A 22,535-nucleotide genomic window follows, 5' to 3' on the forward strand; every position below is an offset into this window, starting at 1 on the left:
GCATTGAAAGGGGCTCCCGCCCGCGGTCTTGAAAGCCCAGCGGAAGCCCGCAGTCAGTTTTTTCTCTGTCCCTCGGAGAGCCTTGAAGTCGACTCCATGGCCCTTATTATCTCGAGCACAAGGTCTGTGTCTGCGGTGTCATAGAACTCGCCCGGGTCCGAGACCCTGGTTTCGCCGACATAGTACCCCTGTATGCATTCAACGTTCTCAACGAATTGCTTTCTCTGAACCGAGTGCGTAAGCTCCGCTATCCTTACCTGGTCGGCAAGGCCCCGCGTCCTTGCCGCGAGGAGGCGCGAGTATTCCTGCACCCTCGAATAGGGGACGAACTTCAGGCTCACTATGCACGGGTCCAGGCTCTCCCTGTTCCCTCCGTATTCGGGTATGTAGTCAATGATGCTCTCCCTGTCGAAACTCACTATGGCCATCTCTCCCCTCCTCGGTCGGCTTTAGAACGTTTTTTGCGGATGGCTCCTGTCAGACGGACGGCGCCGTGTTCATGAGCATGAGCCCCATCATGTACTTCGCTTCAGCGCCGTCGAAAAGGCCTTCGTATTTGAGGGTGACCGTGGGGTCCTTTTCATAAGAGTATTCAGGCTCCCCGCCGGTCCTGTGAAGCTTCGGGAGGTCTATAACGAGTCCGTGCGTCCCGCCCGAGCCTGCGTCCGTGCCGGTATCCCAGTGGAAAAGGAGGTTGGTCGTGCCTGCCCCGGAGACCCAGTCCCTGAACTCGGCTATTGAAGAAAAACCGTTCGCCGGGTCCTCCCAGTCTATTGCGAGCTCGATCGAAACCTTGAACTCCCCCATGCGGGTCCTGTCAGGGTAGGCGACTCCAGAAAGCCTGAGCGCGTCCTCCATCCCGTTCTCCATCTTTATGGAGACCTTGTCGGGCTTGATAGCAGTAGCGCCGGCAACCGAAAAACCGGTAAAGTCCGGCGCGGTACCGGTCCTGGCGACGACACCCGTGCTGATCCTGAGGTTATTGTAGTCGCACCTCAGGTTTTCAGCGGCGAATACGGGATTCCCGAGCTCCGCCGTGTCCGCGTCCCTTCTCTGGCCGAAGAGCTCCGCCGTGAGCTTAAGCGCCTGCCCGGCTTCCTGCTCGAAAGAGAGGGCCTTTACCCTGCCGCCTACAAATGGCCAGTTCCGCACATTTGCCCCTTCGTTTATATTGAAGTTGAGGGTGAGGGCTTTCTGGCCGAGCGAACCCTCCGAGAACGGGTCGGCAGCCGGATACATCATATGGTAATACTGCCCTGTCGAGCCGTTCTGCCCGGAGGCGCACTTTCCGAAAAAGTGCTTAAGAAGGGTGCCGACGAGGCCCTTGGCGGGGCTTGTCTCCGTAAAGAACGGCATCTCAAGAGACGCTCTCCACCTCTCGGAGAACCTCTCAACCGCGTGCGGGCCGAGGATAGCCTCCTCGCCCCTCCACTCTTTTCTTTTCCTGTCGTCGAACTCGGACTTGGGCACGCCGGGGGTTAAGAGTGGCAGGAATCCGACTGTCCCGGACTCCTTCACACCCCTTTCAGCCTCTTCGCCAAGCGCCGCGTATATCAAGTTCCTCGCCATCTCGCCTCCTGCCCCTTGTGAACGTTCAATTGAATGCGAATCTATTTCAAAATAACTCGGCATCGCTCATAGGCAGAGCGCCTCGTCCCGAAAACTATGGCACCCTGTACCTTACGGATGCTCTCACCCTCACTTCCGGCCTGCTGCTCCTGCCAGTGACCTCGGCCCTCTCTATCCTGACCCCGCTAACGCTCTTTGCCTCCGAAAGCGCCCTGGTGTTCAACGCATCCACCGTCAAGCCGTCCCTTATGGCGTGTATGATCTTCTGCTCCTCCCTGATAACTACCGAGGGCTCTCCCGGAGACATGATTACTTTGAGAAGGAAGCCCGCCTCGGCATACCCCGGCCCCTGCCCCAGACTCTGCTCGAACGACTCTCCCGCGTAGAAAATTTCTCCAAGGGGCAAAAGGCCCGCGGGTATGCCCTCCTGGAGCTCGAAGGACTTCCTGTTGAAATTGATTCCCAGCGCCCTCAGTGTTGCCTCGATATTGTCGGTGAGGGCCGCTACGATCTCGTAACCCGTCATCTCCTGCCCGCCTTGAGGGTGTTGAACTTATAGCTCCCCTCCGCCCCTGATATCAGGCCATCCCCGGTGCGGTCATATTTTAAAGTGACCTCCGAGATGGCCTCGTCAGCCTTCCTTTCATATTCTTTCCAGAAGTCCCACCAGAGCCCCTTGCTCTCAGCCGCAAGCCCCTTGCAGGCCTCGGCAACGGAGAGGAATATGTGCGCCTCCCTGAGGTCATACGAGTCGAGCACGAGATGGGGCCTTTTCCCGAGCCTCGTAAGCCTCTCCTCCAGCTTCTCAAATGCCCTCTGTATCTCCCTTCCGAAAGACCTCGACAATATATAGCTCTCTCCTGATAAGACCGGCGACGGGAAAGGCTCGACTGAAACGGTCCCGCTTGCGGCCGTAAAGCCAGTGACCTCCCTCCTCTCCCCCTTGGCAGGGAGATACGCGGTCCCGCCGGTGAAATAGTCGTCTCCGTATCTTTTCAGCCCGGTGTCGATGATCGCGGTCTCCGACCCGGACTCCGCTAGCCCCCTTACGCTCCAGTTGCTCTCCCTGAGCTGGGGAAGCTCCGCCGTAAGGTCGTCGTCCGTGACCACCTTGCCAAGCCTGGATTTCACTACGTCATAAAGAAGGGTCGCGTAATGGGTCTTGGACGCATGCGCGTATTCTATGACGGCCTTGTAATTAAGCGCCGCAACTGAATTTTCCGCTTGGCCCAGGTCGTATAAGAGGAGCCCGTCCCCCGCAATCGACATCTGTGCCCTCTCGACCAGAAGACGGCCTTCGGGCGTGTAAACGGTGATGAACGCGGCCTCCGGGACTAGCCTCCTGTTGCTCTCATATATGTATGTCTGGAACCTGTCCGGCGTATTCAGAAGAAATTGCTGCCTCATTTCGTCTCCGCCTTTAGTCAACATCTAAAAATTGCTATCTTCCCTGGACTTTGCGTCAGGGCGTGAATAAGATGCTCACATATCCCACATATATGCTCCGCTTTTTATTCCCGCCCTTCCTTAATTACAGGAAAATTTCAAATTTCCAGAGGTTGCTTTTAATGATTACTTCCTCGCCTTGTTGTCGGTCAGACTCGCTATTTTCGCCGCCTTCTTCTCCATCTCGCGCACCTCTTTCGATTCCGGCAGCTTTCCGGTGCGTTCGAGCCTGTCCTTATAAAGCCTTTCAACAAGCCTTTCGACCGCTCGCCTTTCGTTCATAATGCCTTCACGCCTCCTCTTCCGGAGCGTCTTTCCGGTCAAAATCCGGGATCTCGCTCGGCTCCGGAAGAAATCGTCCTTCCGGGAAGCTCACACCGGCGGCCTTGAGCCCCTTGTGTTGCCTCAGCGCGCCCTCCATCCTCAGAAGCAGCCCACTATCCAACTTGAGAGGGACCCACCCGTCCTTCCAGTACTTGAGCGCGGCCTCCTTCAGCTCCCTCACCCTGACCGTCTGAAGAGACCTCTTCCCGCCTGACCCGTTAACATACTGCCCGGTCCACATCCAGAGGTCCTTTATGTGTTCGCCCTGCCATGCGATGGAGGCATGGTTGCTGAACGCTATGGTAATATATCCTTTCTCTTTCAATGCGCCGGGATGAAGTGCCATATTCCCCCGAGAAGTGCGCGGAGGGGCGCTTGGCCCCTCCGCTCTTTTTATTCGTGCTTGCTTATTATCTTCACGCCGCCGCCTGATGCGGTATTTACGCACCCATGGCCGTAGAGCGCGGTCACGACTATTTCCGTTGCGCGAAGCGAAGCGTCCCTCTGGAACTCGGTCTTGGCCCCGGTCTTAAGCACATAGGCCAGGCCCGACTGGTTCCCCATGGGCATCATCACCCCGAGCCTGTCCGCGTCCAGGTTTATCGACGCGCAGTTCGTGGACTGCACTATATCCACCCCGTAGAGGGTGCCGAGCGAGCCGACCTCCTGAGCAGGCACCGAGGGGCCTCCCCAGACCGCGCCTGTCGAGGCCGCTATCGCAGTCCTGAGATTACTGACCTGGTAGGGGTGGAGCACCGCGACGAACGGGCCCTTCGCGTTCCCCAGCTCGAGCTTATAGACGGCCGAGAGGAAATGCGACTCGTCCATGTCAGCGCCCGAGGTCCCGACCGAGCTCGTGAAGCTGGCCGCGCTCGAAAGGAGATCCGCGTCTATCTTGTTCGCGAGCGCCTTTCCGAGCTCTTCAGCGAAGGGCTCGAGGCCGCCGAGACCGGCCCCGTTAAGGAGCATGTCGGAAACCGTAATGAGGATGCCGGCCTCGTCGGCGGTGATGAGCGTCGAGGTGGTGTTTACCGCCGTATTGCTCATATCCGTCGCTTCGGTCAAGTCGGCGGCCATGAGGAGCGGCCACTTCGGGAACTCGACCGAGAGCGTTGATTCCCCGCTTATGTCCGCGACCCTTACGAGCGGCGGCATCACCGCCTCGGCGTAAGCGGCGTCTATCACGAGTCTCGATACTATCTCTGCGGCCACCAGCTCGCCTGCTGACCCTGCGGCCGTTGTCACTTCATTTGCCATTCAGTTCTTCCTCCTTTGATGCCGCGGCCGTCAGACGGCCGCGGAGTTAAATTTCCTCCTCCGGGCCTCAATGAAGGGGTTTTTTACATCCCTGAACCTGTAGGTCTGCCCGGCTGAGCCTTGAACGCTCAATCCTTCCCTGAGGAGCCTGTCGAGTTCCTCCCTGGGCATCGCGCGCCAGGAAGCAGGGTCCGAGAGGTTATGTCGAATTGACCCGGCGCCGAACCTCGCTCCCTGCGAGCCTGCGCCGGAGCCGCCAAAAGGCCTCAGGTGATGAGGCCTCTCGCCGAGCCAGTCCGAGACGAACTCGTCGAGTGTCATAGGCTGGCCGGCCGTGTTTATCCTCACTGCCCCCGAGTCGCCGAGCACCTTTACGCTCCCGTCCTCTTCCATTCTAACCCGGTGCTTGACGAGCTCGACGACCTCCTCGGCGTCGACCACGTTGTGCCTGGATATGGCCCTCAAAAGCGCAGCCGACTTCCTCTCGTCCTGAAGCCTCTCGACCTCGCCCTTGAGCCTCTCCACCTCTTCGCTCCCGCCCTTTCCCTTCTGGGCCTTGGAGTAGGCCTTCCTGTACGCCTCGTCTATGAGCTCCTGCACCTTTGCCTGCTGCTCCGGGAGGAACATCACTTTTCTGGCTTCCTCACTTCCGTCGCGGCCGTCGCCTCCAACCGTTTTAAGTTCGTCAACCATGCCTGCCTCCTTTGAGCCCCCTTCTTAAAACCGCCCCCCGGGGTGCCGGGGCGGCCTGGCAGCCACGCCCGGCCTGTTAAGCTGTTGCAGGCGCGCCGCCTTTTTCGATCTCGTCGTATATCTTCGATAGCACCTCTTCGCCTGTCTTGGGGAGGACCGAATGCGCGATCCTCTTCTGCAGCTCCTTCCTGAAGGTCTCCGAGCCGACAAGGGCTGTCTGAGCCTTCAGGGCGTTCTGAAGCTCCCTGTCAAGGTCCCTAACCGAGAAATCATCCGGATAGTCTATGTGTCCATCGAACTTCCTTCCTTCCCACTTGGCCCATAGCTCCAGGACCCTCGTCTCGGCCTGCTCGATATTATCGGCCTTTTCGCTCAAGGTTGAATACAGCTGCTGGTATTCGAGCTCAAGGGCCACCCCAGAGCGCACGCTCCCGTAGTCCTCTGCGGATTTAACGCCCCCCAGCTTCGCGATCCTGTATATCTCGTCAATGTCGTGCCTGACCCATTCCCTTATCTCGGAAAGAGACGAATGCGGGGCCTCGAGCCAGTACGGCCTGGAGTTCGGCTCTGCAGGGTCGAACTGGAGTATGTTCCTGGGACCGAGCTCCCTCTCACCCGCTTCCCCGCGCGAATACGGGACGGCCAGCATGGGGAAGGCCGTGTTCTCGATAATCTCCCTCGCGTCGCTGCAGAGGTAATAGATGTTCCTGTTTATGTCGGCTATGTCCTGGATATCGGATATGCCCGCCATCCGCGTGCCGGACTGCTTGTTATAGAGGCTCACTAGCGGCACCTCACCGAGCCCGTGCCAGCCCGCATCCAGGAGCGCAGCCTCGCCTTCCCGTGCCTGCCAGAGCTCCCAGCCCTCCCTGTTCCAGACCCTGAAAGTATCCGCGGCCTCCCTTATCTTCACGCTGTCGAGGACCGGCCTCCCTGAGTACGGGAGCCTTATGTATGACCAGTCAAGGAGGTTTTCCGGCGTAACGAGCGCGAGATAGGGCCTTATGCCGAAGTCCTCGGCCTCGGCCCGGGTCACGGCCAGGGTCTGCGACTTGTCGACAATTATAGAAACCCTGCCGTACACGCTCGCGAACCTCTGCGCCTCTCTCATGAACGACTTGAAATTATTTCCTTCGAGGTCGGCGTCGGCCAGGAACATATGGAAAAGCCTGTCTCCGGCAAGCGAACCGAAATCCCTTACGGCGTCCTTCCTGAAGAGGTGGGAGACGAAGATATCGATTATCGGGCCGCAATAGTTGTAATAGTAGCTCGTCTCCTTCCGCCGGGCGTAATTTGCCGCGCTCTCGAAAGGATGCTGCAGGAGGTAGTCGCCCGTCTTGTACATCCTCCCCCCGAAGTAGGAACGGATATAGAAGAGCCACTCGTCTATGTGCCCGGCATAAAGCGGATGTGTCCTTTCAAGCTCCTCGTGGGTCATTCGCTCCCCTCCCTTGAATTACAGAATCGTATTCTTCACATTACTTATAAAACCTTCTCGCAGGGTCATGCCTGCTGAGCCTCAGCGGGAACTCGTATTCGACGAGATACCCGAGCGCGTCGGAGGCGTGGGTCCGTTCCGGATTCGACTTGTCTATCTCCATGCCCCCCGAGCGCCACTCTACGGTCTCGAAGTCCTTCCTCAAATGAGCGCACCTCGGGTGCAGTAAGAGCCTGACCTCGCCGCTCGAGCTCTCGAGCATCGCGTTCACGGCGTTCACCCTGTCGCGGACCGGCGGGTTCGACCTCTTTACCCTTTGCGTTTTCAGCCCCAGCCCGTCGAGTATGGCGTAATCGCTCATGCCCGCCGTCGATCTGCTCATTCCCGCCGCGTCCCCGTATACGACGAGCCCTGACTTGTGTCCTCCGTATCTTGCAAGGATAGCCCTCCCCATCTCAGCCGTGTTCGTGTTCCTCATGGCTATCTCGTCCAGCACCCGGACCGTCCTGCCGTCGGTCTGCGCCACTTCCCACACGCAAAGGTCCACGTTGAAATCGCAGCACACCGCGAGCTTCAGGTCCGTGTTTATCGACAGCCCCGGGTCCTCGTGCCTGGCCCGGTCGTAAGCGTAATAGGCCCGGCCTGAAGAACCCTCGAAGCTCGCTTCGTACTCCTGCCTGAAGGTCCTGGCGTCCAGGACCCTCCTTGCCGCCTCTACCTCTTCCGGCGGCAGGATTTCTGAGGACGGCCATGTATAAAGGCCCCAGTCCCGGTCGTTCCCGCTCGCGGCATACTCGGCTACTTCCTTGAAATGGTTCAGGCCCTCAGGCACGCCTATGAACCAGCACCACCCTCGCCTGTCCGAAAGGGCCGGCCTTATGTGCTCGGTCCAGGCCGTATCCCTCATGTTGGCGAACTCGTCCAGCACCCCGCCGTCCCACGGCACTCCCTCTACCCTTTCAGGCTTGTCGAGCCCCACTACCCATAGCTCGCTCCCGAAAACCGTCTTTATGCAGAGGTCGCTCTCGTATACCCTTTTGGTCCACTCGCGGGGCGTGAGCTCCTTCAGGTCCTTCCAGAATATCCGCTTCGCCTGCTCCCTCGTGGGGGCCGCAGCAAAATATTTCGGGTCGTGCCAATTCTTTCTCTCATTGAGGCTTATGACCAGCTTCCGCTTGGCGAGCTCTGTCTTTCCGCTCCTTCTTCCCGCCGGAACCACCGCAAACCTTTTATTCTCGTTCCAGAGCCTCTTCTGCTCCGGATGGGGCCGTAGCCTCTGCCATCTCGGAGGCAAGCGCATGGCCGTCCTCCATTTCCTTTTTCAATGTTCTACCGAGCCCCAGCGCCAGCTCCTCCTCTTTACGGTAGTCCGAAAGGACCTCCAGGGCGGTCTTCGCGACCTTTAGCTCCTCTAACCCCAGCTTGAGATCCGCGTTCTCAAGCCCCTTTACGAGCCTTCTCCTTACCCCGTTCAGGAGCGTCCTGTGGTCGGCTGCCGTGCTGTCCGGCGCGCCGGAGCCTGCATCAGGGAGTCCTCCTTTTTTCTGCCACTTTTCCTTCCGCGCCTTCCTACGCACTGTCTCGGCGCTGCACCCGTGCCTTTCCGCGAGGGCAAGCGCTCCGGTCCCGCTCTGGTAGCCACTCTTTACAGCCTTCCAGTCTATTTTCACCAATAAACCCCGTGCCGCTTTTTTCAGATCTCATCAAGTCCTTCGTGCTCCCCGCAGTTCCTTAAAGGATAGAGGCTGACAAAGACCCTGTTGCATTCCATGCAGACCTCCGGCTCCCTCAAGAGTACCCTTGAGGCGGACCTCCTGTAATAACCTGGCGAAGCCTTCCTCTGAGCATTGACCTCGGAACCCATACGGCACCTCCGCGCTCCGTTTATGCCATATGGTGTAACTCTTCTACCCGGCCATTGCTAACCGCAGGTAACGGCGCAGGAAATGCGGATAATTTATTCTGTACCGGGGGCTTGAAATGCAAAAAGGCCAGGCTGATTGCCTGGCCTTTTAACTATTCACGCCTCTACGCGCGCCTTATTTCCGGTTTTTCATGATTATATCGTTAACAGTCCAGTCCTGAAAACTCTCCTCATAAGGGTTCCATGATCTGTTCAGCAGCTCTTCTACACCTCCGCGATAACCGTATATGCGCATGCTGTCGAGGATATCCCCGAGCGGCTGGTACTGCTTCATTATCTTGAAGTCCACAAGGCTCACCGGCGGCTCTTCGTTGGGCTTCTCCGTCGGCTCAACCGGCTTTCTCCTTCTCATCCTGTGTCCTTGAAGCCGCGATTTTCTCCTCTGCCCTGTAGAGTATCTCATACGCCCTCCCGAGTGAAATTCTGTGGCTCTCAGCGATGACCTTCATGTGCGTCTTCCAGTAATGGTACTCGGTAAAGACCGCCCTTTCCCTTGCGCTCAGGCCGGACAGCGGCCAGAGCAGGTCCCGTATCTCCACCCCCGAATGCCTGAGCCCCTCGTAAAAAACCTCCGGATCGCAACTTTTTCTCGTCAATTCGCCCCTCCCTCTTTTGCAATTTTAGTGCACAATACGAACATGCATGGCCTAAAAAAAGGCTTCTCTCTCGCTTAGGCGCTTACCTTGAGGCCTGAAGCGGAGAGAAGCTATGCGCACGGTCGAATGCAGGGTAAAAAATTATACTTTTCGAGCCGGATACTGTCAAGCCATTACAGGCCGGACAGCATGTCAACTGTACTTGTGTGCAGATGCTCAGACGTTGAACCTGAAATGCATGAGGTCTCCGTCCTTGACGACGTATTCCTTCCCCTCTATCCTCAGCACGCCCTTCTCCCTGCACGACGCCTCTGAGCCGTATTTTATGAAGTCCTCGTAGGAGATCACCTCTGCCTTTATGAAGCCCCGCTCGAAATCGCTGTGTATCACGCCTGCGGCGGCTGGGGCCTTCGAGCCTTCCTCGACCGTCCACGCCCTAACCTCTTTTTTGCCGGCGGTAAAGAAGGTTATAAGGCCCAGGAGCCTGTATGCGGCAGCCGCAAGCCTGTCAAGGCCGGATTCCGAGAGGCCCAGGCCGGAGAGAAACCCGGCCCTCTCCTCTTCCGAAAGCTCGGCTATCTCGGATTCTATCTTTCCGCATATGATTACAAAGCCGGCGCCCTCCGCCTCCGCGACTTCCCTTACCTTCGTAGCTACCTGAGAAATGCCGGAAAGGTCGTCCTCCCCGACGTTTGCCACATAAATGACGGGCTTAGCCGTCAGGAGGTTCAAATCCTTCACAAGCAGGGCGGTCTCCCTGGTAAGGACGCTCCTTGCTGGCCTGCCCGCGTCGAAGGCCTTCTTAAGCTCCTGGTAGATCGGCAGCGCCTCGGCCACGGCCTTGTCGCCGCTCTTGGCGAGTTTCGAGGCCCTGTCGAGCCTCCTTTCGACCGAATCCATGTCGGCGAGTATGAGCTCGGTATTTATCGTCTCGATATCGCCACGGGGATCCACCTTCCCGTCCACGTGGACCACCTGCTCATCCTCGAAGCACCTCACGACATGAGCGACCATATCAACGCTCCTGATGTTCCCGAGGAACTGGTTTCCGAGCCCCTCACCCTTGCTCGCGCCCTTCACTATCCCGGCTATGTCCACGAACTCCACCGCGGTCGGGAGCGTCCTTTCAGGCTTCACAAGCGATGCTATCCTGTATATCCGCTCGTCACGGAGCGGCACCATCCCTATGTTGGGGTTTATCGTGCAGAACGGATAATTCGACGCCTCAGCGCCCGCGGCCGTCATCGCGTTGAATATGGTTGATTTCCCCACGTTCGGAAGCCCTACTATCCCGCAGTTGAAGCCCATTTGAACCTGCTCTCCTTTTTTCTTTAAAAAATAAAAACAGGGCACGAGTGCCCTGCCGACCCTCAAAGATGCGTAATGCTCAGACGATAAGAGGTGCTATCGTGAGCGATACTATGCTCATGAGCTTTATAAGTATGTTCATTGCAGGGCCCGAGGTGTCCTTGAACGGGTCTCCGACGGTGTCGCCGACCACGGCCGCCTTGTGCGCTGCAGAGCCCTTGCCGCCGAGCCTGCCCTTCTCAATATATTTTTTTGCATTATCCCATGCCCCGCCGGCATTTGCCATGAAAATCGCGAGCAATATGCCGGTGACGGTAGCCCCGGCAAGCATGCCGCCGAGCGCCTTAGCGCCGAAGAGGAAACCCACTGCGACCGGCGCCGAGGCGGCGAGGAGCCCCGGCAGTATCATTTCCCTCAAGGCGGCCCTGGTGCTTATATCCACGCACCTCTCGACGTCAGGTTTTACCCCTTCCCTTCCTTCGAGTAGCCCCGGGATCTCCCTGAACTGCCTTCTTATCTCCTCCACCATCTTCATCGCTGATTTTCCCACGCTCGTCATTGTAAGCGAGCCTATGAAGAACGGGATCGTCCCCCCGACAAGGAGTCCGATTACGACGAGCGGGTCCGAAAGGGATATCTCGAAAGGCGCCTTCGTGGCCGATGAAACCGCCTGCCCGAATGCCGTGAAGAGCGCTATCGCCGTAAGGGCGGCCGAACCGATAGCAAAGCCCTTCCCTATGGCGGCCGTGGTATTCCCGAGCGAATCGAGGGTGTCGGTTATCGCCCTCACGTCGTCCCCGAGCGCGCTCATCTCCGTTATCCCTCCGGCGTTGTCGGCTATGGGGCCGTATGCGTCGACGCTCATCGTAATGCCGGTTGTCGCGAGCATTCCGACCGCGGCTATGCCTATGCCGTATATGCCTGCGCCGTAGTTCGCGATGAATATCACGGCGCCGATCGCCACTACCGGCAGGACACAGCTCTCAAGCCCGACGGCTATGCCGGTTATTACGTTCGTGCCCGCCCCCGTAGTGGAAGATTTTGCAATCTTTTCGACCGGCCTTCCTCCCGTGTAGAATTCGCTTAAAAGGCCGATGAGGCTTCCTCCGAGCGACCCGGCGGCAACCGCCAGAAAACATCCGGCTCCGCACCCGGTCAATTCGGTCACCAGATAGGCGAGGACGAGGAATGCGCCTGCGGAGATTATTGTAGAGTACCTTAATGCCGATGCGGGCCCGAGCCTGCCGAGAGCTCGTATCGAAAAAAGCCCCAGAAAAGACGATACTAACCCGGCCATGATAAGTACCAGGGGATAGGACATGAGCGTCTCTCTTGCCCCAAGTCTTTCAAGCTCGGAAACGGGTATGGTCGCGGCCAGTGCGAACGAAGCAATGACCGCCCCCACGTAGGATTCGAAGATGTCCGCCCCCAGCCCTGCGACATCGCCCACGTTGTCGCCCACATTGTCGGCCACGACACCGGGGTTCCTGGGGTCGTCTTCGGGTATGCCCGCCTCAACCTTGCCGACGAGGTCGGCTCCGACGTCGGCCGTCTTGGTGAAAATGCCTCCGCCAACCCTGGCGAATAGCGCTATTGAGGATGCGCCCATGGCAAACCCGTTTATAACCTTCGCCTCTTCCGGCCTGCCGAACGCGAGGAAGAATATGCCGACCCCCACAAGCCCCAGGCTCGCCACGGAAAATCCCATTACCGAGCCGCCGTAAAATGCGGCCGCCAGGGCTTGCGAGATGCCGGGCTTATATATATGCGCCGCCTCGGCAGTCCTTACGTTCGCCTTTGTGGCCCCTTTCATGCCGATAAAGCCGGCGAGCATGGAAAGGGCACCTCCTGAAATATAGGCTATCGCCGTCGGGACGCCGAGGGAAAATGCCAGGGCAACCGAGACGCCCGCGAGGAAGATGATTATTATCGCATACTGACGTTTAAGATACGTCATCGACCCGGCGTGGATGAGGTCCGATATCTCCCTCATCCTCGCGTTCCCTGCTGGCAGGCTTTTGATGTGGCGGTATATCAAAAGGGCTGCGGCAAGTCCGATGATGCCGAAAATGGGCGCGTAATTTGCCAGAGTGGACATTGCTGATACCCTCTTTAAGTTAGAATCATTTGGCGGGGGATGCGGATTCTATGATGGGTGGCCTTCAGTTGTTGTGCCTGTTCATGGCCTGCCCTATTCCGCAGGCTATTATCGATTCAACCGCGTCCCGTGCCCTGCCGAGCATCTCGTCAAGGGCCGGCTGCTCATCAGGGTGAAACGGGCTCAGGACGAAATCGACTACGTCTCCATCGTGAGGTCTTCCTATACCGAGCCGAATACGAGGCATGTCTTTAGTGCCGAGAGTTTCCATGACGGATGCCAGGCCCTTGTGGCCGCCGCTTCCGCCGCCGCCCCTTATCCGGATCTTCCCGAGAGGCAGGTCGCAATCATCAAAAGCTACGATGATCTTCTCCGGTCCGACAGGATGGACCTGAAGAAATTCCGAAACAGCCTGCCCGCTCCGGTTCATGTAGGTAAGCGGCTTAAGGAGCGCCACCTCCTCACCGGCTATCCGACCCATGCCCCGGAGCCCCTTCCCCTTTACGGAAAGCACTATCCCGTACTCGGCTGAAAGCCTGTCCACGAGCATAAACCCGGCATTATGCCTGGTTTCCGCGTACTCGCTACCCGGGTTCCCCAGTCCTATTATCAGCATCATTTGGCGGCATCATAAAAGAGCCCCTTTGGCAGCGGCCAAAGGGGCTCTGATTTCCCAGGCTTATAAACCCTTAAGCCGCAAAAGACTCGTGTCCACGAAAAAAATCCGAAAAGACCGGGAGCGGCATCAAAAAGCTCAACATGGTGTTCCGGACGATGCTATTCCTTCTTCGCCCCTTCCTTCTCCTCGAAGCTCTTTGCCAGCTCGGCCTCGACCTCTTCGGCAGTCCTGGGCGCGGCCTCGGCGGTCGGGGCAACGATCGAGACAACAGTCAGCTCAGGTTCGTCAACGGCCTCGAGCCCTTCGCTCAGGGCTATGTCCCGGACATGAACCGAGTCGCCAACTGCGAGCGGGGTGATATCCACGTCTATGCTGTCCGGGATGTTGCCCGGAAAGCACTCTATCCTGATCTTCCTCGTCTCGTGCTGGACTATGCCGCCGAAGGCGAGTCCCGCCGCCTTGCCGGTAAGGTGCACCGGCACTTCGACCACGACCTTGTGGTCCATCTGCACCTCGAGGAGGTCCACATGCTGCACGGTCCCCTTGAGCGGGTGGCGGAGCACTTCCTTGAACATCACGGTGCGGACCTTGTCTCCGGCTATGGCCAGGTTCACAAGGACGTTGCCGCGGGCTCCGGTTCCGAGCGTCTTATCCAGCTCCTTTTTCTCGAGTGTCACGGAGAGCGCCTTGTCAAGGCCGGGCCCGTACAGCACGCCGGGCACCTTGCCGTTAGCACGGAGCCGCCGCGCCGGTCCGTTTCCCGTCTCGTTCCTCTGCTCTGCTGAAAGATTTATCTGTTCCATCTGTTTCCTCCGGTATTATTCCTTTAAGGGTTCGGGGCGCTCGATCAAACGAAAAGAGAGCTCACCGACTCGCCTAAATGTATCCTCTTTATGGCCTCGCCCAGGAGAGGGCCAATTGAAAGCCTCTTTATCTTGGGCGAATCCGCGCCCTGCGATTTGGGAATGGTGTTGGTGACGACGAGCTCCTTTATCGGCGACTCGTTTATCCTCTTTATCGCCGGCCCCGAAAGCACGGCATGTGTAGCGCAGGCATAGACCTGCTTCGCGCCCTTCTCATGCAGGGCCGCAGCGGCCTGCGTTATGGTCCCTGCGGTGTCTATCATGTCATCGAGTAGCACGGCGGTCTTGCCCTCGACCTCGCCTATTATGTTCATCACTTCCGAGACGTTGGGACTCGGACGCCTCTTGTCCACAATGGCCAGGGTCGCGCCGAGCCTCTTCGCGAAGGCCCTCGCCCTCTCGACGCCGCCGGCATCGGGCGATACCACCACCACGTCGTTCTGGAAGTTCTCCCTTATGTAATTGAGGAGAACGGGCGTTGCGTAGAGGTGGTCGACCGGTATGTTGAAAAAGCCCTGTATTTGCCCGGCATGAAGGTCTACGCAGACGGCCCTTTTTGCCCCGGCCACGGTTATGAGGTCGGCTACAAGCTTCGCGGATATCGGCGTCCTCGGCGCAACCTTCCTGTCCTGCCGGGCATAGCCGTAATAGGGTATCACGGCCGTTACCGAAGACGCCGATGCCCTCTTGAACGCATCGAGCATTATAAGGAGCTCCATCAGGTTGTCGTTCGTGGGAGTGCAGGTGGACTGGAGTACGTATACCTCGACACCCCTCACGCTCTCCTGTATGTCGACGTAGACCTCGCCGTCGCTGAAGCTCCTTACGTCCGACTTCCCGAGCTCTATCCCCAGGTGGTCGCAGATCTCAACCGCCAACGGCTTGTTCGAATTACCGGCAAATACCTTTATCCTCTCGATCATCCCTTGTCTCGACCTCTGGTTATTCTTTTTAACTGGATGGGGCGGGAGGATTCGAACCTCCGAATGCGGGGATCAAAACCCCGTGCCTTACCGCTTGGCGACGCCCCAGCCGGAGCATGCACCCGAAGTCCTTTTCAGCCGGTCAGAGGCCTTCCGCGAAAAAAATACGCGCCGGCAGGGCCAGCCTCGGCTCAAGCGTCCTGTAGGCCCGCATGGCATCCTCACGGGAATGGAAAACGCCGAAGACGGTAGGTCCGCTCCCGGACATGAGGGCCCCGGAAGCGCCGGCCTCGGCCAGCATCTCCTTCAAGGCGGATATCTCAGGATACCTTCCGATGGTCACCGCCTCCAGGTCGTTCGTAAGCGCTTTTTTAAGCCCTTCCCTGTCGGCGAAAACCTCGCAAGAATACAAAAGAATATTATTTTCACTCTTTTTTGTCAAGCGTAAACTCGAATAAACCCATGCGGTCGGGACATGGAAACCGGGGTTTATAAGGACGTAATACAGTGGCGGGAGGTTGGCCCTCTCAAGGACCTCGCCCCGACCCTTGGCCAGGGCAGGCCCTTTGAGGAAGAAAAAGGGCACATCCGAGCCGAGCCTTGCGCCGAGTTTCATAAGTTCCTGCAGAGAAAACCCGGTCCCGAAAAGCCCGTCAAGGGCCATGATGACGCTTGCGGCATCCGAGCTCCCGCCGCCGAGGCCGGCCCCTACCGGGATTCTCTTTTTTATGCTGATGGAAACCCTTTTCAGGACCCCGGCCGCCACCAGGAATAGCCCGGCCGCCTTGTAGGCGAGGTTCTCGCTCCCGCCAGGGGCCTCGGGCGAGTCGGTCGCCACATCTATGCCTTCGCCCTCGGAGACCGAAATCTCGATCTCGTCATAGAGCGAGACCGGCTGCATGAGCGAAAAAAGCTCGTGATACCCGTCCGGCCGCTTCCCAAGGACCTTGAGGAAAAGGTTCACCTTGGCCGGGGCAAGCACCCTGGCATACATGGCCGCTAAGAGAAGAAAAGAAGGAGGTTAATGAAAAAGAGGAGTCCGAGGAGTATCGTGACAGCATAGTGCTGAAGCTTCCCGGTCTGTATGCGGCGGAGGTCTCCGGAAACATACACTACGAGCCCGGCCACACCGTTCACCATCCCGTCTATCCACTTGAAATCAAAGCCCCAGCACCAGTTCGCCGCCTTCTTTACCCCCGAAAGTATCGGCTTGTAAAGGTTGCTTACGATATCGTCGACCGCTGCGAAGAGGCCGTAGGTGAGCTTCATGAACATTACGGAGCCCTTGCGGTAGAACCAGTCGGTATCGAGGCTCATCGTCTTTTCGCCGCCGAGCTTCTTTATGTAGAGCCAGAAACCGAGCGCGGTGAAAAGGAGTATCTGAGAGGTCCACACCACGTGCTCAGCCGTATACGGATGGTACTCCATCGCGTACGGCAGGAGGTTATAGAGGAACTGCGGGTATATGCCGACGAATACGCACATGAACGCGGCAAGGCCCATGCCGACGAGCATGTTAAGCGGCGGGTCCTTTGCCTGCACCCCGGAGTCCTTGCCGAGGAACGTGAAATACGGAAGCTTAAGCCCGGTATGCAGGAACGTACCAGCCGAAGCGAGCGTAAGGAGGAGCCATATTATGGCCATGTGCGACTCGCCCGCTGCCGTGAGGATTATGGACTTGCTCACGAAGCCGCTGAACAAAGGAACCGAAGATATGGCAAAGCCGCCTATCATGTACAGTATAAAGGTCCAGGGCATGGTCTTGTACACGCCGCCGAGCTCCGTTAGCTTGGACCTGCCGGTCATGTAAAGTACGGAGCCGGCGCCCATGAAGAGAAGGCCCTTGTAGAGTATGTGCGCGAAGGCGTGCGCGGCCGCGCCGTTTATCGCGAGCTCGGTGCCTATGCCGCAGGCGGCCACCATGTACCCGACCTGGCTTATGATGTGGTAGGCCAGAAGCCTCCGGATGTCGTTTTCAAGAACGGCGTAGACGACGCCGTATATGGCCATGACGGTCCCGAGGATTATGAGTATCTCGGTCCCGGCAAAACCCCTCGCGAGGGTGTAGATGGCGCTCTTGGTCGTAAAGGACGACATGAATACCGCGCCCGTAACCGTGGCCATGGGGTACGCGTCAGGAAGCCATGAGCCGAAGGGCGGGACAGCCGCGTTAGTGATGAAGCCTATAAGAAGGAGGGCGGAGGCCAGGCCGCCCGCCGTCACGAGGTCGAACGCGAAGCTACCGGTATGCGAATACTGGAGGAGCGCTCCCCCGAGCATGCATATGCCGCTGAAGATATGGACGAGTATGTAGCGGTATGCCGCCTTGGTCGACTCTGGCGTCCTCCTGAAGAGGATGAGGCACATTGAGGCGAAGGCCATGAACTCCGCGAAGACGAAAAGCGTCAGGTAGTCGCCGGCAAAGGCCAGGCCGACGGCGCCGCCCGCGTAGACGTAGGCCGCAATGTGCTGGCCGCTCTCCTTCACGTGCAGGCTGTAGACCCCGCTTATGAAGGCCATGAGCGTGAAGATGAAGGCGAATACGTAGCTGAGCTTATCGACCCTTCCGAAGACCAGCTCCTGGCCGAGGAGCGGCACCACGCCGTAGGTCCCGTAAGACATGGTGGCGACCGTTATGAACGCGAGCGCGGGCAGAAGGAGGATATAGGCCTGCCTTACCCTCCCCTGGAATACCGGGATAAGGACGGAGCCGAGTATGAGTATGAAGGCCGGGTGTATCCAGTTAAATATTCCCATTTGTTCCCCCGGGGCTATTTTTCATAATAGTCCTCTTTCCTCTGGAGCCATAGCTTCCCGAGGGCCTTGGAGACGATGATGATGAGGACGCAGGAGATGAAGCCGAATACGGCGCTAAAGCCCGGTATCTCGTCCCAGTAGAAGTGCAGGTGATGCCTGGGTATCACGAAATCCAGCCCGACAAAGATGATAACTGCCGCGTAAAAGGCCCACTTGAGGAGCCTCATGGTGTCCTTGTTCTCGTATATCCTGTCGAGCCTCATTGCAGCACCCTCTCAGCGAGCGACAGGAGGAAGTCGGGGTAGACGCCTATCGCAACGGTTATGACGGCGGTCACAAGGAGCGGGACCAGCACGAATTTCGGGGCCTCCTTCACGCCTTCCAGATGGACGTTCCCCTCAGGGCTCTCGAAATAGGCCTTGAAGACGATCGGCAGGAAGTATGCCGCGTTAAGCACCGTGCTCGCGAGAAGTACGATGAGCGGGACGGTGTCCATGGCTTCCATTGCGCCTATGCCCATGTACCATTTGCTCGTGAACCCGGCCATGGCCGGGACGCCTATCATGCTCAGGGCCCCTATCGTGAAGGCCGCCATGGTAAGCGGCATCTTGTACCCTATGCCGCTCAGGTTGCTTATCTTTTTTATGTGCGAAGCAACGAAAATCGATCCCGCGCAGAAGAAGAGCGTTATTTTCGAGAAGGCATGGTTCCCGATATGGAGTATCCCGCCCGATATGCCGTGTGGCGTAAGGAGCGCAACGCCGAGTATGACGTATGAGAGCTGGCTTACAGTCGAATAGGCGAGCCTGGCCTTCAGGTCGTCCTTGGTGAGCGCTATTACCGATGCCGCAAGTATTGTTATCGAGACGAAATAGACCGTGGGCATCCCCAGGTTGAAGGCGGACATCACGTCTATGCCGAAGGTGTGGAGCATGACCCTCACGACAGAGAAGACCCCGACCTTGACGACCGCGACCGCGTGCAGGAGTCCGCTCACCGGCGTCGGGGCGACCATCGCGGACGGCAGCCAGTTATGGAGCGGCATTATGCCAGCCTTCGCAAACCCGAGGAGGAAGCAGACATACGTGATGGTAACGAGCGTCTGCGACATCCCGGTATTGAATATGCCGCCCTGCTGGAAATCCAGCGTGCCGGTAATCATGTACGTGAGTATGAGCGCGCCGAGGAGGAAGGTCTTCGAGGCGCCCATGAGGTACACAATGTACTTCTTGCTTCCCTCCCAGGCCTCGTCGTCCTCGTGGTGCGCGACCAGCGGATAGGTCATTATGCTCAGCACCTCGTAGAAGAGGTAGAGCGTAAAGAGGTTCGCCGAGAAGGCCACTCCGAGCGCGGAGGAGAGAGCTATGGCGAAGCAGGCGTAATAGCGGGTCTGCGCGTGCTCGTTAAGGGAGCGCATGTAGCCGATGGAGTAGGTAGTCGCGATAATCCAGAGAAATGACGCGGTAGTGGCGAAAAACAGCCCGAGCGCGTCAACCCTGAACTTGAGCTCTATTCCGGGCAGCACCGTAAACAACGTGTACTCGATTATCTTCCCGGAGAATATGTCCGGGAACATCGAGACAACGAGCGCGAACTTGACGAGCGCCGCGAGGTAGGTCCACGATTCCCTCAGGTTTGGCCTGTTCCTCGACATGATTATCAGGGCCACGACCACTGCCGAGGCCAGAATCGCTATGAAGGGCCTTATGGATACTATCGTTTCCATCTCATTCCTTTCCCTGGCCTACAGCGGGAACGCCGCGTAGCGGGCGAGGTTTATGAAGTAAGCCGGATATACTCCCAGTGCGACGACCGCCGCCAGGGCGATTATAAGCACGCACAGGAGGCCCCGCGAGCTTGCAAGCGCGAATTCCTTTTCAGGCTCCCTCATGTACATGAGCATGACTATCCGTATGTAGTAGTACGCCGCGACCGCGCTCATGAGGGCGGCTATTACCGCAAGGCCTACCATGCCCTTGTGGATAAGGGCCATGAAGACGTAGAACTTGGCCACGAACCCCGCGGTCGGCGGTATTCCCGCGAGCGAGAAGAGGAATACCAGCATCGCAAGGGCCGTGAGCCTGTTAGACTTTGCAAGCCCGGCGTAGTGCGATATCTGGTCGCCGGACTGGCTGTCCTTCCTCATCAGTATGATTATCCCGAATATCCCGAGGTTCATGAACGCGTATACGAGGAGATAGAACATGACGCTCGCCATCCCCTCCTCGCTTCCGGCCACGATGCCCAGAAGCGCGTACCCCGCGTGGCCGACGCTCGAGAAGGCGAGCATCCGCTTTATGCTGGTCTGCATTATGGCGGTTATGTTGCCGACGACCATGCTTCCCACGGCTATCGCCGCTATGGCCATCTGCCAATTGTCGTATGCCGGGAAGAGGCCTTCGAGGAAGACCCTCATTATGACCGCGAACGCCGCGGCCTTTGGCCCTGCGGCCATGAATGCTGTTATGGGCGTGGGCGCGCCCTCGTAGGCGTCCGGCGCCCACATGTGGAACGGGAAGCCCGCCACCTTGAAGGCGAAGCCCGCAACGAGCATTATCACCGCCAGCGTGAAGAGCGGCCCGGTTACGGCTCCGGCCTCAAGCGCCGCCGATATGGCCGCGAGCTGTGTGGTCCCCGTAAGGCCGTATATGAGCGATATGCCGTAAAGGAGTATGGCCGACGAGAATGCGCCGAGGATGACGTACTTCATCGCGGCTTCGTTCGATTTCCTGCTCGTTTGCAGGAAACCGACGAGGGCGTAGACCGGAAGCGAGGCGAGCTCGAGCCCGAGATAGATGGTCAGGAGGTCGGAACCCGAGGCCATTATCATCATGCCCGAGAGGGAGAAGAGCATGAGGACGTAATACTCTCCGAGGTCTATCTCCTCGGTCTTTATGTAGCGTAACGATACAAGGACCGCGAAGACCGCGACTATGTAGAATATGAGCTTGAAAAAGGCCGAATAGCCGTCCAGCACGAACATTCCAGAGAAGGCTGAAATACCCGAGCCCGCGAGGTTCCAGGAGAACCAGGCAGCTACGGCCACCGACAGGACCGCAAGCGCAGGCACGACCCACCTCTTCGAGCGCGGGACAACAAGGTCCACCATGAGGATAATGCAGGCCATACCGGCTATGACCATCTCCGGCAGTATGGCCAGGAAATCCCCGGGTGAAAAGAACGCGGCTACATCAGGACCGTTCATAATCCAAAACCCTCAAATTTGCTGGCATTGGCCTGGTTTATCAGGTTGCCTACCGATTCGTGCATGTATCCGAGGAAATCCTCGGGATGGAAGCCCACCCAGAAAACGAAGACGACGAGGGCGAGAAGGGCTATTGCCTCCCTGAAATCCACATCCCATACCTTGTGCCCGTGCGAGTCGCCGTGGCCGTGTCCGTGGCCGCCGTGCCCGTGGCTGTCAGCGCCGAAGGCCATGCTCTTATACATGTAGAGCATGTAGGCTGCGCCGCCCACGATGCCTATAAGTAGCAGGATGAGATACGGCTTGTAGACCTCGTAGGCGCCGAAGGCGATAAGTATCTCGCCTATGAAGCCGTTCGTCCCCGGGAAGCCGAGCGAAGCGAGCGTGAATATGAAGAGGAACGTAGCGTAGACGGGCACGCGGGAAGCCGCCCAGCCGTAGTCGCCTATTTGCCTCGTGTGCGTCCTTTCGTAGATAAGACCTATGCAGAGGAATAGCGCGCTCGTGGTTATGCCGTGGTTGAACATCTGGAGTATCGCGCCCTCTATGCCGTTCTTGTTGAAAAGGAATATGCCCATGGTGATGAAGCCCATGTGGCTTATGCTCGAGTACGCGATGAGCTTCTTAAGGTCTTTCTGCGCAAGGGCCAGGAACGCCCCGTAGATTATGGCGACAATCGAGATTATGACTATAGGGGTAGCGAAGAACCTCGACGCGTCCGGAAACATCGTGAGGCAGAATCTAAGGAATCCGTAGGTGCCCATCTTGAGAAGCACTCCGGCTAGGATGATACTGCCTGCCGTCGGAGCCTCGACGTGCGCGTCCGGGAGCCATGTATGGAACGGGAACATCGGCACCTTCACCGCAAAGGCCACGAAGAACGCCATGAAGACCCATATCTGGAACGCGAAGCTGTACTTGTGCTCCATGAGGACCAGCATGTCGAAGGTCTTCCCGGCCGCGAAGTAGAGAGCTATCATGCCCACGAGCATGAGGATGCTCCCGGCTAGCGTGTAGAGGAAGAACTTTATAGCCGAGTAGACGCGGTTCGGCCCGCCCCAGACCCCTATTATGAGGTACATGGGTATGAGCATAGCCTCCCAGAAGAGGTAGAAGAGGAACATGTCGAGGGCCGAAAAGACCCCCAGCATGGCCGCCTGCATTATAAGGAGCGCTATCATGAACTCCTTGACCTTCTTCTCGATCGCCTTCCAGGACGCGAGCACGCATATTATGCCGAGGAACGCCGTTAGGAATACGAAAAGGACGCTTATGCCGTCAACGCCCAGGTAGTATGATATGTTCCAGGCCGGTATCCACTCGTGCCTTTCAACGAATTGCATGCTGTGGGTGGAGACGTCGAATGCGTTCATGAGCGGGATGGCCAGGGCGAAATCCGCGGCCAGCGTTACGAGCGCCACCCACCGTATCGCGCGCGCATCCTTAATGAACAGGATTACGAGCGCCCCGAGGACCGGCAGGAATACGATTGAGCTCAAGAGGTGTCCGGACATC

25 protein-coding genes and 1 tRNA gene are annotated in these 22,535 nt (G+C 58.0%); all 26 read right to left on the reverse strand.

The genetic code is table 11. From position 1 onward, the window contains the following. Nucleotides 1–53 precede the first annotated feature (53 nt). Nucleotides 54–428 carry a hypothetical protein gene (locus K8I01_02745; protein MBZ0219340.1) on the reverse strand — a complete coding sequence of 125 codons (375 nt, stop codon included), beginning with the start codon at nucleotides 426–428 and terminating at the stop codon, nucleotides 54–56. 49 nt (nucleotides 429–477) lie between these two features. Further along, nucleotides 478–1,569, reverse strand: coding sequence for a hypothetical protein (locus K8I01_02750; protein MBZ0219341.1), 1,092 nt, complete (start codon nucleotides 1,567–1,569; stop codon nucleotides 478–480). Nucleotides 1,570–1,663: 94 nt separating this feature from the next. Beyond that, complete coding sequence (locus tag K8I01_02755) at nucleotides 1,664–2,095, reverse strand: hypothetical protein (GenBank protein MBZ0219342.1); 432 nt, start codon at nucleotides 2,093–2,095, stop codon at nucleotides 1,664–1,666. Further along, nucleotides 2,092–2,976 carry a hypothetical protein gene (locus K8I01_02760; protein MBZ0219343.1) on the reverse strand — a complete coding sequence of 295 codons (885 nt, stop codon included), beginning with the start codon at nucleotides 2,974–2,976 and terminating at the stop codon, nucleotides 2,092–2,094. Before K8I01_02760 ends, K8I01_02755 begins: the two co-directional genes overlap by 4 nt. A gap of 165 nt (nucleotides 2,977–3,141) precedes the next feature. Further along, nucleotides 3,142–3,297 carry a hypothetical protein gene (locus tag K8I01_02765; GenBank protein MBZ0219344.1) on the reverse strand — a complete coding sequence of 52 codons (156 nt, stop codon included), beginning with the start codon at nucleotides 3,295–3,297 and terminating at the stop codon, nucleotides 3,142–3,144. Nucleotides 3,298–3,304: 7 nt separating this feature from the next. Further along, entirely contained in the window at nucleotides 3,305–3,685 is a 381-nt protein-coding gene (locus K8I01_02770; protein ID MBZ0219345.1) for a hypothetical protein, read from the reverse strand. A 47-nt stretch (nucleotides 3,686–3,732) separates the two neighbouring features. Then, nucleotides 3,733–4,596: a phage major capsid protein gene (locus K8I01_02775; GenBank protein ID MBZ0219346.1), complete on the reverse strand. Its 864-nt coding sequence runs from the start codon at nucleotides 4,594–4,596 to the stop codon at nucleotides 3,733–3,735. Nucleotides 4,597–4,626: 30 nt separating this feature from the next. Beyond that, nucleotides 4,627–5,289, reverse strand: coding sequence for a hypothetical protein (locus K8I01_02780; protein MBZ0219347.1), 663 nt, complete (start codon nucleotides 5,287–5,289; stop codon nucleotides 4,627–4,629). A 76-nt stretch (nucleotides 5,290–5,365) separates the two neighbouring features. Beyond that, on the reverse strand, nucleotides 5,366–6,727 hold the full coding sequence (locus K8I01_02785; GenBank protein ID MBZ0219348.1) for a DUF4055 domain-containing protein: 1,362 nt from the start codon (nucleotides 6,725–6,727) through the stop codon (nucleotides 5,366–5,368). A 40-nt stretch (nucleotides 6,728–6,767) separates the two neighbouring features. Further along, nucleotides 6,768–8,027: a hypothetical protein gene (locus K8I01_02790; protein ID MBZ0219349.1), complete on the reverse strand. Its 1,260-nt coding sequence runs from the start codon at nucleotides 8,025–8,027 to the stop codon at nucleotides 6,768–6,770. Next, nucleotides 7,957–8,397, reverse strand: a complete 441-nt coding sequence (locus K8I01_02795) for a hypothetical protein (protein MBZ0219350.1) — start codon at nucleotides 8,395–8,397, stop codon at nucleotides 7,957–7,959. Before K8I01_02795 ends, K8I01_02790 begins: the two co-directional genes overlap by 71 nt. A gap of 23 nt (nucleotides 8,398–8,420) precedes the next feature. Beyond that, complete coding sequence (locus tag K8I01_02800; protein MBZ0219351.1) at nucleotides 8,421–8,591, reverse strand: hypothetical protein; 171 nt, start codon at nucleotides 8,589–8,591, stop codon at nucleotides 8,421–8,423. A gap of 175 nt (nucleotides 8,592–8,766) precedes the next feature. Next, nucleotides 8,767–9,003 carry a hypothetical protein gene (locus K8I01_02805; GenBank protein MBZ0219352.1) on the reverse strand — a complete coding sequence of 79 codons (237 nt, stop codon included), beginning with the start codon at nucleotides 9,001–9,003 and terminating at the stop codon, nucleotides 8,767–8,769. Then, nucleotides 8,981–9,247: a hypothetical protein gene (locus tag K8I01_02810; GenBank protein ID MBZ0219353.1), complete on the reverse strand. Its 267-nt coding sequence runs from the start codon at nucleotides 9,245–9,247 to the stop codon at nucleotides 8,981–8,983. The genes K8I01_02805 and K8I01_02810 overlap by 23 nt, the downstream gene beginning before the upstream one ends. A gap of 216 nt (nucleotides 9,248–9,463) precedes the next feature. After that, nucleotides 9,464–10,555 carry a redox-regulated ATPase YchF gene (ychF, locus tag K8I01_02815; GenBank protein ID MBZ0219354.1) on the reverse strand — a complete coding sequence of 364 codons (1,092 nt, stop codon included), beginning with the start codon at nucleotides 10,553–10,555 and terminating at the stop codon, nucleotides 9,464–9,466. Between the two features lie 79 nt (nucleotides 10,556–10,634). Next, nucleotides 10,635–12,653, reverse strand: coding sequence for a sodium-translocating pyrophosphatase (locus K8I01_02820; GenBank protein ID MBZ0219355.1), 2,019 nt, complete (start codon nucleotides 12,651–12,653; stop codon nucleotides 10,635–10,637). Nucleotides 12,654–12,717: 64 nt separating this feature from the next. Then, entirely contained in the window at nucleotides 12,718–13,272 is a 555-nt protein-coding gene (gene pth / locus K8I01_02825; protein ID MBZ0219356.1) for an aminoacyl-tRNA hydrolase, read from the reverse strand. 158 nt (nucleotides 13,273–13,430) lie between these two features. Beyond that, nucleotides 13,431–14,075 carry a 50S ribosomal protein L25 gene (locus tag K8I01_02830; GenBank protein MBZ0219357.1) on the reverse strand — a complete coding sequence of 215 codons (645 nt, stop codon included), beginning with the start codon at nucleotides 14,073–14,075 and terminating at the stop codon, nucleotides 13,431–13,433. 44 nt (nucleotides 14,076–14,119) lie between these two features. Further along, nucleotides 14,120–15,055, reverse strand: a complete 936-nt coding sequence (locus tag K8I01_02835) for a ribose-phosphate pyrophosphokinase (GenBank protein MBZ0219358.1) — start codon at nucleotides 15,053–15,055, stop codon at nucleotides 14,120–14,122. A 36-nt stretch (nucleotides 15,056–15,091) separates the two neighbouring features. Further along, nucleotides 15,092–15,166 (reverse strand) — tRNA-Gln (locus K8I01_02840). A gap of 34 nt (nucleotides 15,167–15,200) precedes the next feature. Then, a complete protein-coding gene (gene ispE / locus K8I01_02845; protein MBZ0219359.1) occupies nucleotides 15,201–16,052 on the reverse strand; it encodes a 4-(cytidine 5'-diphospho)-2-C-methyl-D-erythritol kinase in 852 nt (283 codons plus the stop codon). 5 nt (nucleotides 16,053–16,057) lie between these two features. Continuing rightward, nucleotides 16,058–17,809: a Na(+)/H(+) antiporter subunit D gene (locus K8I01_02850; protein MBZ0219360.1), complete on the reverse strand. Its 1,752-nt coding sequence runs from the start codon at nucleotides 17,807–17,809 to the stop codon at nucleotides 16,058–16,060. 20 nt (nucleotides 17,810–17,829) lie between these two features. Further along, nucleotides 17,830–18,078 carry a hypothetical protein gene (locus tag K8I01_02855; GenBank protein ID MBZ0219361.1) on the reverse strand — a complete coding sequence of 83 codons (249 nt, stop codon included), beginning with the start codon at nucleotides 18,076–18,078 and terminating at the stop codon, nucleotides 17,830–17,832. Further along, nucleotides 18,075–19,541: a monovalent cation/H+ antiporter subunit D family protein gene (locus tag K8I01_02860; GenBank protein MBZ0219362.1), complete on the reverse strand. Its 1,467-nt coding sequence runs from the start codon at nucleotides 19,539–19,541 to the stop codon at nucleotides 18,075–18,077. The genes K8I01_02855 and K8I01_02860 overlap by 4 nt, the downstream gene beginning before the upstream one ends. 18 nt (nucleotides 19,542–19,559) lie before the next feature. Next, nucleotides 19,560–21,020 (reverse strand): NADH-quinone oxidoreductase subunit N, encoded by a 1,461-nt coding sequence (locus K8I01_02865; GenBank protein MBZ0219363.1) that lies wholly within the window; start codon nucleotides 21,018–21,020, stop codon nucleotides 19,560–19,562. After that, nucleotides 21,017–22,534, reverse strand: coding sequence for an NADH-quinone oxidoreductase subunit M (locus K8I01_02870; protein ID MBZ0219364.1), 1,518 nt, complete (start codon nucleotides 22,532–22,534; stop codon nucleotides 21,017–21,019). Before K8I01_02870 ends, K8I01_02865 begins: the two co-directional genes overlap by 4 nt. Nucleotide 22,535 lies beyond the last annotated feature (1 nt).

This window comes from Deltaproteobacteria bacterium (assembly GCA_019912665.1).
Classification (GTDB): Bacteria; Desulfobacterota; GWC2-55-46; order GWC2-55-46; family GWC2-55-46; genus UBA5799.

Coding starts and splice junctions, on each gene's coding strand:
- K8I01_02765 (MBZ0219344.1), bottom strand. CDS start 3,297: ATGAACGAAAGGCGAGCGGTCGAAAGGCTTGTTGAAAGGCTTTATAAG.
- K8I01_02760 (MBZ0219343.1), bottom strand. CDS start 2,976: ATGAGGCAGCAATTTCTTCTGAATACGCCGGACAGGTTCCAGACATAC.
- K8I01_02800 (MBZ0219351.1), bottom strand. CDS start 8,591: ATGGGTTCCGAGGTCAATGCTCAGAGGAAGGCTTCGCCAGGTTATTAC.
- K8I01_02750 (MBZ0219341.1), bottom strand. CDS start 1,569: ATGGCGAGGAACTTGATATACGCGGCGCTTGGCGAAGAGGCTGAAAGG.
- K8I01_02790 (MBZ0219349.1), bottom strand. CDS start 8,027: ATGCGCTTGCCTCCGAGATGGCAGAGGCTACGGCCCCATCCGGAGCAG.
- K8I01_02805 (MBZ0219352.1), bottom strand. CDS start 9,003: ATGAGAAGGAGAAAGCCGGTTGAGCCGACGGAGAAGCCCAACGAAGAG.
- ychF (MBZ0219354.1), bottom strand. CDS start 10,555: ATGGGCTTCAACTGCGGGATAGTAGGGCTTCCGAACGTGGGGAAATCA.
- K8I01_02775 (MBZ0219346.1), bottom strand. CDS start 4,596: ATGGCAAATGAAGTGACAACGGCCGCAGGGTCAGCAGGCGAGCTGGTG.
- K8I01_02770 (MBZ0219345.1), bottom strand. CDS start 3,685: ATGGCACTTCATCCCGGCGCATTGAAAGAGAAAGGATATATTACCATA.
- pth (MBZ0219356.1), bottom strand. CDS start 13,272: ATGATGCTGATAATAGGACTGGGGAACCCGGGTAGCGAGTACGCGGAA.
- K8I01_02855 (MBZ0219361.1), bottom strand. CDS start 18,078: ATGAGGCTCGACAGGATATACGAGAACAAGGACACCATGAGGCTCCTC.
- K8I01_02870 (MBZ0219364.1), bottom strand. CDS start 22,534: ATGTCCGGACACCTCTTGAGCTCAATCGTATTCCTGCCGGTCCTCGGG.
- K8I01_02785 (MBZ0219348.1), bottom strand. CDS start 6,727: ATGACCCACGAGGAGCTTGAAAGGACACATCCGCTTTATGCCGGGCAC.
- K8I01_02745 (MBZ0219340.1), bottom strand. CDS start 428: ATGGCCATAGTGAGTTTCGACAGGGAGAGCATCATTGACTACATACCC.
- K8I01_02820 (MBZ0219355.1), bottom strand. CDS start 12,653: ATGTCCACTCTGGCAAATTACGCGCCCATTTTCGGCATCATCGGACTT.
- ispE (MBZ0219359.1), bottom strand. CDS start 16,052: ATGTATGCCAGGGTGCTTGCCCCGGCCAAGGTGAACCTTTTCCTCAAG.
- K8I01_02830 (MBZ0219357.1), bottom strand. CDS start 14,075: ATGGAACAGATAAATCTTTCAGCAGAGCAGAGGAACGAGACGGGAAAC.
- K8I01_02780 (MBZ0219347.1), bottom strand. CDS start 5,289: ATGGTTGACGAACTTAAAACGGTTGGAGGCGACGGCCGCGACGGAAGT.
- K8I01_02860 (MBZ0219362.1), bottom strand. CDS start 19,541: ATGGAAACGATAGTATCCATAAGGCCCTTCATAGCGATTCTGGCCTCG.
- K8I01_02865 (MBZ0219363.1), bottom strand. CDS start 21,020: ATGAACGGTCCTGATGTAGCCGCGTTCTTTTCACCCGGGGATTTCCTG.
- K8I01_02755 (MBZ0219342.1), bottom strand. CDS start 2,095: ATGACGGGTTACGAGATCGTAGCGGCCCTCACCGACAATATCGAGGCA.